Genomic DNA, 11,339 nt, shown 5'->3' with positions numbered 1-11,339 from the left:
TTATGCCTCCTGTTCTTGTTTTTGGTTAATACTATAAAAATAAAAATCCTCAAGATTGTTATCTACAATCTTAAATCCTTCTCCCGGGTTGGAGTCGCTGTATACATTTACGAAAAATTGCCCCCCTCTTAGGTAATTAGACAATACAGTAAATTCATTTTCAAAATGTTCCAATTCAGACTTTTCAATATGTTTTTTGAATACTTTTCCGTTCAGTGTATTAGACAGTTCCTGAGGGTTTCCTTGTGCAAGAATTCTACCTTCATTAAAAACCGCCATATTTTGACATAAATTAGTCACATCATCTACGATATGCGTAGAAAGAATAACAACTGCATTTTCACCTAATTCACTTAATAGATTATGAAAACGGTTACGTTCTAAAGGATCTAACCCCGCCGTAGGTTCATCTACGATGATTAGTTTTGGATTACCTAATAATGCTTGAGCAATTCCAAAACGCTGTCGCATCCCTCCGGAGTAATCCCCCAGATTACGACTTCTAAATTTATATAAGTTTACTTTATTCAATAAGTCTGCTACGTACCCTTTTCGTTCGGTTGCATTAGTAATTCCTTTAACCTTTGCAATATGATTAAGCATCATTTCTGCAGAAACCTTTGGATATACACCAAAATCCTGTGGTAAGTATCCTAAAACCTTACGTAATTCTTCCGGTTGTTTAAAAACATCTATTCCATCAAATTCTATAGCGCCTGAATCTGCTAATTGTAATGTAGCTATAGTTCTCATTAACGTTGATTTTCCGGCACCGTTTGGACCTAAAAGCCCAAACATTCCTTTGTCTAAAGTTAAATTGACATCATTGAGTGCTTGGGTACCGTTAGGATAGGTTTTATTAAGGTTTTTTATGGTGAGCATATATTCAGTTTTTTTGAGTTTATGTATTGAAATGTTAGTAGTCGTTGTTAAGTTTTTGTTACAAAGTTTAGCATATTTTGAATAAAATTAGGTGAGATCAGTATCTTTACGACTATTAATCGATCATCACGAATGCAACAACTCCGCAGAAACAGAAGACTTAGAACCAACGATGCGATTCGTTCTTTAGTCAGAGAAAATACCATTACACCTAATGATTTTTTAGTTCCACTTTTTGTGGTAGAAGGTAAAGGAATAAAAGAAGAAATAGCTTCAATGCCTGGCTATTATAGATATAGTCTGGATTTATTAAAAAATGAGGTTAAAGTACTTTGGTCTATAGGTTTAAAATCAGTGCTTCTTTTTGTGAAAGTGCCTGATAATTTGAAGGATAATAAAGGAGCCGAGGCTTTGAATCCTGATGGATTAATGCAACGAGCAATCAAAACAGTAAAAGAAACTGTTCCGGATATGTTGGTGATGACTGATGTGGCTTTGGATCCATATTCATCTTATGGTCATGATGGAATTGTAGAAGATGGTTACATTGTTAATGATGACACTTGCAACGTTCTTTCAGAAATGTCCCTGTCTCATGCACAAGCTGGGGCTGATTTTGTAGCGCCTAGTGATATGATGGATGGACGTATTTTGGCAATTCGAGAATTGTTGGAAAAAGAGAATTTCAAGAATACCGGTATTATGAGCTATAGTGCCAAATACGCTTCGGCTTTTTATGGTCCTTTTAGGGATGCGCTGGACTCTGCACCGGGTTTTGGGGATAAGAAAACATATCAGATGGATTTTTCTAATAGAGATGAAGCTATCAAAGAAACCCTTATGGATATTGAAGAAGGTGCAGATATCGTTATGGTCAAACCGGGATTGTGTTATTTGGATATCGTAAGAGATGTTAGAGATGCAGTTGATGTTCCTGTAGCTGTGTATCAGGTGAGTGGAGAATATGCTATGTTAAAAGCTGCAGCAGAAAAAGGTTGGTTAGATCACGATGCGGTAATGATGGAACAAGTGATTGCCATGAAAAGAGCAGGAGCACACATTATTGCAAGTTACTTTGCCAAAGATGTGGTGAAGCTTTTAGGATAATAAAATTGTAAGACTATGGTAAGCAAGGATAGATTATATCAAACATTCGGAGAGTTATTGTATGTTGTGGCAATGAGTGATGGAGTGATCCAAAAAGAAGAAATCCAAACACTTGAAGAAATTTTAATGGGGCACCCAAAGGGAAATGAAATCAAATGGTCTTTTGATTACGAGAATGATCAGCAAAGTGATATCGAAACACTTTATAAAAAAGTGATAGAAGTGTTTTCTGATAACGGACCTGATGAAGAATATGATTTTATGATTTATGCATTGAGTAAAATTGCTGAAGCTAGTAAAGGTACCGATGCCAAGGAAGAAGCAGTAATTCAAAACTTCTCAAGAGATTTATTAGAGCGTTTCAAAAAAGATATTGAAATAATCAAAGAAAAATATAATTCATAGTAAGGTATATGCAAAGACTAATCCTCCTCCTCAGTTTAGTTGTGTTAGCTGTAGGTTGTCAATCAGAGAAAAAAGAAAAAAAGCAGATTACCATAGGTACAAAGAAAGAAAAAGCATCACCCTACGATACAGGTAAGGCTATTTTTAATGGTAAAGGGAAATGTTATACCTGCCATAAGATTGACAAAAAATCTATTGGCCCGGGTGTTATTGATATTATGAAAGTTTATAAAGATCAAAAAGGTGATTTAATTGCTTTTCTTAAGCAAGAAGCAGAACCCATCGTAGATCCTGAAACTTATGCTGTGATGAAAACTAATTTTGCAATTATCAAAACATTTACAGAAGAAGAGCTTAACGCTGTCGAAGTATATATGAATGAAGTTGCTAATGGTAAAACGGAGTAATGAGCAGACTACTGATCATCATTTTTATAATCTCTGGCAATATAATGGCTCAACAAACAACTCCTAAAGAAGCTTTTCTGAAAAAATGGAATAATTCTAAATTATATCTGCTGGAAATTGCTGAATCTATGCCGGAAGATATGTATGACTTTAAGCCTACCGAACGTGAAATGAATTTTAAGGATCAATTGCTTCACATTCGTGGGAATATGTTATGGTTGGGGACAACTTATTTTTCTTCAGAAACATTTGATAGGGATAAGTTAAGAGAAAACCCTCCACAGACTAAAGTCAAAGCTATTAAGGCACTAACCCAAGCTTTCGATTTTGTATATGAAAAGATAAAAAATACTGACCCAGCTGATTTTAAAACCGAAGTAGATTTTTTTGCTGGTAAAAAATCAAAACTTCAGATTCTCAATTTGCTTCAGGATCATGTGACACATCATCGAGGGCAACTAATCGTATATCTAAACCTGAATGAGATTAAACCACCAAAATATGTAGGTTGGTGAATTTTACAAACAGTTTTTATATTTAGTCGACTTTCAACTTCCTCTTTATTATAAGATAAAACACAACATAATCAATTGTTTTTAGTATAAGAAACATATACTTATATGCGTGAATAATAAAATTAACATTTTACAGTTGAAGGAATTAGAATATGTTAATTTTTAAATTAATAATTCACACAAACTAATATGGCTTATTAAAAACACAAACTCATGATTAATAATTTACAGGCACTACTACTTAGTTTAGTAGTAACCGTGACTTCTTTGTATTCAGTTCATGCTCAATGTAATGACGTGACCTTGGCATCTATAACAAATCCCGGACCATACAACGTAGAAACCCTAACAGAAGCTGATGGGTTAAGAAATGGCCCAGACTATTTAGAAGCAACAGTATATTATCCTACAAACGGAACACCGCCATATCCCAGTATTGCTATTGTACCAGGGTTTACTTCCGGTCCGGGAGCAGTACGAGCTTGGGGACCGTATTATGCTTCTCATGGAATCATAGCTATGGTTATAGGAACTAATGACAGACGTGCATTTCCTGATGCTAGGGCAAATGCCTTATTAGATGCGTTAGAAACCTTACGACAAGAGAATACACGTGTGTCTTCTCCACTTGCTGGGCAAATTGACACGAATAAATTTGCTGTAAGTGGTCACTCCATGGGAGGAGGTGGTGCCCAGAGAGCAGCAGTTTTGGGTTCCAATATAAAAGCGGTAGTAGCCTTATGTCCTTGGTTGCAAACATTTAATAGGCCAAGTCTCGATCATTCGACTCCAGTTCTTATTTTTAGTGGGCAGAACGATAATACTGCACAACCATCTCAGCATGCTAATATTCACTATAACCAAACCCCTGATGCAACCAATAAATTACTTTACGAAGTAAAAAACGGAAATCATTCTGTTGCCAACAGTCCTTCGGCAGCACAAGGAAGTGTGGGTAAATTAACAATTTCATGGCTTAGGCTGCAATTGGATAGTAATAATTGTTATTGTCCCTTAATCACAGATGATCTGTTAGATAATTCATCAACAGCATCATTAATTCAGACAAATATTTCTTGCGGAACATTATCCGTTGATGAGTATAATAATGATCAGTTCATATCAGGTGTGTATCCTAATCCAACAAATTCAATTATTACTTTAGAAAGCAGGTATACAAACACTAAGAAATATGATGTTTTTTCTATTATAGGGAAGCATTTAATTACCGGTAAAATTAACTCGAATAAAGAGGAAATTGATTTGTCATCATTAACACCAAATATTTACTTATTAAAAGTTGACAATCAAGTTGTAAAAATATTAAAAACGGAATAAGCTTAAAGGCTCAAAAAAATGATAGTATAAAACCTTACAGACTGTTAAAACGTGTGGGGTTTTTGATTTTTAAATTAGCGAACATGCATTACTTTTAAAATCGTCTTTGAATTCGAATTACAAATAAGTTCACTATTTTACGCTTATTCCTACCCAAATTATTTATTACCTTAGCAGCTACAATTTACATCTGATGACCTTACTAATTATATACGCAGTACTTTCTATTTTTTTTTCTTTTTTATGCTCAATTTTAGAAGCGGTATTGCTAAGCGTAACTCCAACATTTATTAATCTTAAAAAGAAAGAAGGAAAAACATATGCTACTACTTTAGAAAACCTAAAGAAAGATGTAGACAAGCCACTAATTGCTATTCTGACACTAAATACAATTGCACATACTGTAGGTGCAATTCTGGTAGGGGTGCAAGCAGAACAATTGCCTTATAAATTTGAAATACTAGGAGTAAATATGGTTGGAATTGTTTCCGCTATTATGACAATGCTAATTTTGGTAGTTTCGGAGATCATTCCTAAAACCATTGGAGCTACTTTTTGGAAACAATTGGCTAATTTCACGTCTAAAGCACTAATAATACTAATAGCTCCATTAAAATACACAGGTATATTGTGGCTTCTACAATTAACAACCAAACTCATAGGAGGAAAGGGACATCATGGGAGTGTTCTGAGCAGAGAAGATTTTTCTGCAATGGCAGATATTGCTGAAGAAGAAGGTGTTTTTGAAGAGTCAGAGTCTAAAGTGATTAGAAACTTGCTTAATTTTAAAGCTATCCCAGCTAAGAGTATTATGACTCCACGGACTGTGCTAAAAATGGCGCCCGAAGATCAAAATGTACAAGACTTTTTTGAAAATAATAAGAATTTAAGATTTTCTAGAATACCAGTTTTTAAAGATAATCCAGATAATATTACAGGATATGTTCTCAAAGATGAGGTGTATAAGGAAATGGCAGAAGATCATCACGATAAAAAGTTAGGAGATCTTAAGAGACAACTTTTTGTGGTAGATCGCAGTATGGCAGTACCTAATTTGTTTGAGAAATTGGTAGAACAACGAGAGCACGTAGCACTTGTGGTAGATGAATACGGCTCTGTAAGTGGTTTAGTAAGTATGGAAGATGTAATCGAAACCCTTTTAGGGTTAGAAATTATGGATGAAAGCGATACTGACTCGAATATGCAAGAACTGGCTCGTAAAAATTGGGAAGATCGTGCAAGAAGACTTGGAATTCTGGAAGATAAAAAAGAAGAGTGATCGAAACTGCTTATATAGAGACACCACTGGGGATTGCTTCTATCTCAGGAGATGAAGATGGAATTACTAGTGTTTCTGTAACAAAAGAGTCTTCCGAAAAACCTTCTACAAAAATCCCTGTAATATTACAAGACGGAGCGCTTCAGTTGCAAGAATACTTTCAGGGAAATCGGACTGATTTTGATTTAAAATTAAACCCTGCAGGAACCGATTTTCAGAAAAAAGTGTGGGATGAACTCCTGAATATTCCTTTTGGTAAAACCACAACATATTTGGATATGGCTAAGCGATTAGGCGATCCAAAATGTATTCGGGCAGCAGCATCTGCAAATGGTAAGAATCCGTTATGGATCATTGTACCTTGCCACCGTGTAATAGGCAGTGATGGCTCGTTAACAGGTTATGCTGGTGGATTATGGCGTAAAAAATGGTTATTGGATCATGAAAACCCCGTGAAGCAACAGTCTTTGTTTTAAAGGTGAAATTAATTTTCATACTTTAGTAGAGTTAAAACTCAACATCTCATTCATTAAAGTTAAAACAAATTACATTTATGAAGGTAATCAAACGTTTGCTCCAGGGGCTATTAGCTATTATTCTACTTTGTGTAGTAGTATTATACATTTTTGATTATGAATATATCTTTAAGGGAGTCAGAGTAGTTTATATGACTGGTCATACAACGGCATATATTGATGATTATGATCATTTTGATAATCGTACAATTACAAAATCTAAAAACCCAATTGCCTGGAACCTACATCAGGATTATAATAAAGCTAAAAGTACAGATAGATTAAACGAAATTAATGATCGATTAGGTACTGTGGCTTATATGATTATCAAAAATGATAGTATTTGGTATGAAAATTATGCTGATGGATATGGTACTGAGTCCAAAACCAATTCCTTCTCTATGGCTAAAAGTATGGTGACTGCCATGTTGGGGAAAGCTATAATGGATGGTTATATAAAAAGTATGGATGAGCCACTTGGTGATTTTTTTCCAGAATTTTCTGAAGGATTAGCAGCAAAAACTACGGTTGGAGACCTTTCGTCAATGTCTTCTGGATTGAATTGGGATGAAAGCTATAAAAGTCCTTTTTCTATTACTGCCAAAGCATATTATGATACAGATATTAGAGAAGTATTATTAGGGTTAGAAGTAGTAGAAGAGCCAGGTAAAGAATTTAAATACCTAAGTGGTAATACTCAGTTACTGGGAATGGTTATTGAGAAGGCAACAGGGAAAAATTTATCAGATTACCTATATGAAAGCTTTTGGGCTCCTATGGGGATGGAGCAGGATGCCTTATGGCAATTGGATAGCGAAGATAGTGGGATGGAAAAGGCGTATTGTTGTGTTGCCAGTAATGCAAGGGATTTTGCCAAGTTCGGAGTGATGTTTAAAAACAAAGGCGTTTTTAATGGAAAACAGATTTTACCAGCTGAATTTACAGAGTTAGCTACCAAAAAACGATTCGAAGAAGATGATATGTACGGATATGGATTTTGGTTATCTGATCATCTGGATAAAGAGATTTTTACGATGCGTGGTATTTTAGGACAATATGTAATCTGTATTCCCGAAGATGATGTCATCATTGTGAGGCTAGGACATAATAGAGGGCAGTTTGTACCAGGAGAATCTTTTACCAATGACTTTTTTGTTTTTATCGAAGAAGCGTATAAAATGTTAGATAATGCTTCATAAGTTAAACCTGGAACATATTCTCTTTTTAGATATAGAAACTGTTCCAGAGCAAGAAAATCATGAAGAATTAAGTGAAGAGATGCAATATCTCTGGGCTGATAAAACCAAATATCAGCGTAAAGAAGATTTCTCTCCAGAAGAATTTTATGATCGCGCAGGAATCTGGGCTGAGTTTGGTAAAATTGTATGTATTTCTGTTGGTTATTTCACTTTTAAAGGAGAAACCAGGTCTTTTAGAACAACTTCTTTTTATGGAGAAGAAAAACAACTCCTTATAGATTTTAAAAACCTGATTGAAATACACTTTAACAGACCACATCATTTGCTTTGTGCTCATAACGGAAAAGAATTTGATTTTCCTTACATAGCGCGTCGAATGATTATCCATAGTATTGAATTACCTTATAAGTTGAATCTTTTTGGTAAAAAACCTTGGGAAGTCCCACATCTGGATACTTTGGACCTCTGGAAATTTGGAGACTATAAACATTATACTTCTTTAAAACTATTAACAAATATTTTGGGTATTCCTTCTCCAAAAGATGACATCGATGGTAGCCAGGTAAGAGATGTGTATTATAAAGAAAAAGATATCGATCGGATTGTCATTTATTGCGAAAAAGATACAGTAGCTGTGGCTCAGATTTTGCTTAGACTTAGACAGGAAGAACTATTGGATGATGATGAGGTGATTTCAGTGTAAGTTGATCTAAGGGGTTTAGTTTTTGATATTATATGACATACAATATAAGTTATATGTATTGACTAAAAAATTCAAAAGCTCTTAATTCATTATAAAATGTTTCTTTGGGAAGATAGAATCCAACATGTCCTCCATAATCCGGAGTTTCTAAGAATAAATTTGGATTGTTTTTGGCTTCGGCAATTGGATAGCATTTGTCCCCCAGAAACGAATCATTCTTTGCATTAATTATAAGTGTAGGAATCCGGATACTGTTTAAAAATTGTTTACTACTGCATTTTGTATAATAATCTATAGCATCAATATATCCGTGAGCTTTACTTGTGTATAAATTATCAATATCTATAAGTGACTTACAAGCTTTTATATCTGATTTGGTTATTTTATCAGGAAAAACGACTTGTCGTTCTATCAACTTAGCTTTGAGGTGTCTTATAAACCTTTGTTGGTAGATAAAATTGTTAGGTTTATTAATAGCTTTCAAAGAATCATGAAGATCACAGGGAGCCGAAATAGCTACACCTGACTTTACTTGTGAGGGAATTTGTCTTTCTTCCCCTAAGTACTTTAACATAATGTTTCCACCTAAACTAAAACCACATATAGTAATCGATGAATATTCATATTTTGAAATGATATAAGTAACTATAGCATCAAGATCGTCGCTTACACCGGCATTATAAGATCTATATTTTCGATTCACTTCGCCACTACAGTTTCTTAGATTAACTGCAGCGGTATCCCATCCGTTAACATTGAGATGCTTGGCAAGCCCAACCATATATTGACGTTGTGCGTTACCCTCGAGTCCATGAATTATAATAGTCATGTGTTGTGAAGGCTTTGTAGAAGCATAACTCCAATCCAAATCTATAAAATCGCCATCCTCCAGTTCCAAGCGCTCTCGATGCTGCTGGATACCATTGATCTTACGCATTAGATTAGGATAAATGGTAGAAAAATGACCATTCCTGAATAGAAAAGGAGGTTTGTAATCGGATTGAACTAAAGGCATTAGTACAAAATATTATCTTTTGGTTGTACCTTTTCGGGTAATTCTTTTTCATCCAGCATATCTCTCAGGTCTATTTCTATAGTTCTACATAATGCAGTCATAGGTACATCGTTTACCCTTCCTTCGAATGGATCCTCGCTATTACTTCCTATTTTTTCCATCGTAGTAAATATCCATGATACTAAAACCGATAAAGGGATCATTAGAAAGATAAACCAGGGTTGGATATCGTGAGACATGTCTTTTAATTCATTTTCAAAAACATTTAGCATGCCAAATGGAAGGAGTAAAACAAAAATCCAGGTAAATACAGTACTAAAATAAGCATATTGCCTTGGAAATGGTGTGTTTTTTATACGCTCACATTTCCCCTGAAGGTTATATAATTCTTCAAGTACACCGTGTAAAAGTTGTTTGTCGAATTCTGTTATTTTTCCTTCACCACATAGTTTTTTGATGTGTAAGCCTTGATTTTTTACAATGTGAGTGGCTGTATTTTTTCTTTGCAATAAATCTATATATTCTTCATCGTGTACAAAATCTCTGGTAGCGTCACATGCAGGCTTTTGTTCTCCATGTTTTTTAAATAGTTTTTCTACTGCAGCATTTTCTTTGATAGAAAAAGAAGTGGGTTGTCTTAGCTGAATTCTTAAAGCATTGATCCATGCTATATGACGATGTATAAGCACTTTTTTAGTTTCCTGATCATCATTAACCAAACTTACTATTTGGTTCGCCCAGGTTCTCGAATAGTTAACGATACCTCCCCAGATTTTACGAGCTTCCCAGAAACGATCATAACTTTGACTGTTTTTGAAACCGATATAAAAAGCCACCGCAATACCAATAACGGATAAAGGTTGAAATGGGATGTCAATGAATGTCCAGTCTAAAAAATAGTAGATCGAGAAAATTCCGGCTGTGTAAATAATGAAAAACAATAAGTTTTTCCAGGCATAACGAAGTATAAGCCCCCAACCAATATTACGTTTGATGTACATGTGTGAATTTTTGTTCTAAAATAATAAAAATATAAAGACCTTCAAGGTTTCTGAAACCTTGAAGGTCTTTATGATCATTTGAGGTATACAATAGATATTATAAAAACATTCCTCCCGAAGCTTCTATTCGTTGACCATTAATCCATCTAGCATCTTCGCTGGCTAAAAAAGCAACTACACCGCCAATATCTTCAGCAACCCCAACTCTTCCCAGAGCAGTTACAGATGATAATATTTTTTCTAATTCTGGATTGTTTTCAAGAGCATCCTTATTCATATCGGTATTAATGGCTCCGGGTGCAACTACATTAGCAGTGATTTGACGAGCACCAAGCTCTTTTGCTAAATATCTGGTAAATGCTTCGATACCAGCTTTCATAGAGGCGTATGCACCATATCCCGGAAGGCTAAATCTTGCCAATCCTGTAGAAATGTTGATGATCCTCCCTCCATCGTTCAATAATCCTAACGCTTTTTGGGTGATGAAGAAAGGACCTTTTAATTGAATATTTACTAAGCTGTCAAATGTAGCTTCTGACGTCTCAGCGACCATTTCGTGAGCAATAATACCGGCATTGTTTACCAAAATATCGAATTTTGAAGTATTCCAATGTTTTTCTAAAGTGCTTTTTATTGTTGCAAAGAAAGTGTCAAAAGTAGAACTATCACCAACGTTTAATTGAAATGCTACAGCGTTTTGACCTAAAGCTTCAATTTCTTTAACAGTTTCATCTGCCTGGTTTTTGTTAGCATTGTAAGTTACCAAAATATCTGCACCCTGTTGTGCTAATCTGATAGCCATTTCTTTTCCTAGTCCACGGCTACTTCCTGTAACCAATGCGATTTTGTTTTCTAAAGTTTTCATTATTTGTGTTTTTATATGATTATTAAATAATTACACTGCAAATATCTTTCAGAAATCAATGCTGATAAAGGCACATTTTTTAGGAAGTATGGTATATTTTTAAGAAAA

The 11,339-nt window shown here is 34.7% G+C and carries 13 protein-coding genes; 9 read left to right on the top strand and 4 right to left on the bottom strand.

Translation table 11 applies throughout. The features are described 5' to 3' along the window. Positions 1-882, bottom strand: coding sequence for an ABC transporter ATP-binding protein (locus tag J8M14_RS18385; protein ID WP_211076291.1), 882 nt, complete (start codon positions 880-882; stop codon positions 1-3). A 132-nt stretch (positions 883-1,014) separates the two neighbouring features. On the opposite strand from J8M14_RS18385, the gene hemB reads away from it, so the two are divergent. From hemB to J8M14_RS18340, 9 genes are all read left to right on the top strand, one after another. Next, on the top strand, positions 1,015-1,989 hold the full coding sequence (gene hemB, locus J8M14_RS18380; RefSeq protein ID WP_211076290.1) for a porphobilinogen synthase: 975 nt from the start codon (positions 1,015-1,017) through the stop codon (positions 1,987-1,989). 15 nt (positions 1,990-2,004) lie between these two features. After that, positions 2,005-2,394, top strand: coding sequence for a TerB family tellurite resistance protein (locus J8M14_RS18375; protein WP_211076289.1), 390 nt, complete (start codon positions 2,005-2,007; stop codon positions 2,392-2,394). 8 nt (positions 2,395-2,402) lie between these two features. Next, positions 2,403-2,801: a c-type cytochrome gene (locus tag J8M14_RS18370; RefSeq protein ID WP_211076288.1), complete on the top strand. Its 399-nt coding sequence runs from the start codon at positions 2,403-2,405 to the stop codon at positions 2,799-2,801. Continuing rightward, positions 2,801-3,316 (top strand): DinB family protein, encoded by a 516-nt coding sequence (locus J8M14_RS18365; protein WP_211076287.1) that lies wholly within the window; start codon positions 2,801-2,803, stop codon positions 3,314-3,316. Before J8M14_RS18370 ends, J8M14_RS18365 begins: the two co-directional genes overlap by 1 nt. Before the next feature lie 213 nt (positions 3,317-3,529). Then, complete coding sequence (locus tag J8M14_RS18360; RefSeq protein ID WP_211076286.1) at positions 3,530-4,654, top strand: T9SS type A sorting domain-containing protein; 1,125 nt, start codon at positions 3,530-3,532, stop codon at positions 4,652-4,654. A 193-nt stretch (positions 4,655-4,847) separates the two neighbouring features. After that, a complete protein-coding gene (locus J8M14_RS18355; protein ID WP_211076285.1) occupies positions 4,848-5,933 on the top strand; it encodes a CNNM domain-containing protein in 1,086 nt (361 codons plus the stop codon). After that, complete coding sequence (locus J8M14_RS18350) at positions 5,933-6,409, top strand: methylated-DNA--[protein]-cysteine S-methyltransferase (RefSeq protein ID WP_211076386.1); 477 nt, start codon at positions 5,933-5,935, stop codon at positions 6,407-6,409. The genes J8M14_RS18355 and J8M14_RS18350 overlap by 1 nt, the downstream gene beginning before the upstream one ends. Before the next feature lie 77 nt (positions 6,410-6,486). Then, entirely contained in the window at positions 6,487-7,647 is a 1,161-nt protein-coding gene (locus J8M14_RS18345; protein ID WP_211076284.1) for a serine hydrolase, read from the top strand. After that, positions 7,637-8,350, top strand: coding sequence for a 3'-5' exonuclease (locus J8M14_RS18340; protein ID WP_211076283.1), 714 nt, complete (start codon positions 7,637-7,639; stop codon positions 8,348-8,350). Before J8M14_RS18345 ends, J8M14_RS18340 begins: the two co-directional genes overlap by 11 nt. A gap of 49 nt (positions 8,351-8,399) precedes the next feature. On the opposite strand, the gene J8M14_RS18335 is transcribed toward J8M14_RS18340, so the two are convergent. From J8M14_RS18335 to J8M14_RS18325, 3 genes are all read right to left on the bottom strand, one after another. Continuing rightward, positions 8,400-9,365, bottom strand: a complete 966-nt coding sequence (locus tag J8M14_RS18335; protein ID WP_211076282.1) for an alpha/beta fold hydrolase — start codon at positions 9,363-9,365, stop codon at positions 8,400-8,402. Beyond that, a complete protein-coding gene (locus J8M14_RS18330; RefSeq protein ID WP_211076281.1) occupies positions 9,365-10,366 on the bottom strand; it encodes a bestrophin family ion channel in 1,002 nt (333 codons plus the stop codon). Before J8M14_RS18330 ends, J8M14_RS18335 begins: the two co-directional genes overlap by 1 nt. 97 nt (positions 10,367-10,463) lie before the next feature. Continuing rightward, positions 10,464-11,231, bottom strand: a complete 768-nt coding sequence (locus tag J8M14_RS18325) for an SDR family oxidoreductase (RefSeq protein ID WP_211076280.1) — start codon at positions 11,229-11,231, stop codon at positions 10,464-10,466. Between the last annotated feature and the right edge of the window lie 108 nt (positions 11,232-11,339).

It is taken from the genome of Aquimarina sp. MMG016 (assembly GCF_018100805.1).
Classification (GTDB): Bacteria; Bacteroidota; Bacteroidia; order Flavobacteriales; family Flavobacteriaceae; genus Aquimarina.
This window is presented reverse-complemented; position numbering and strand designations above follow the sequence as displayed.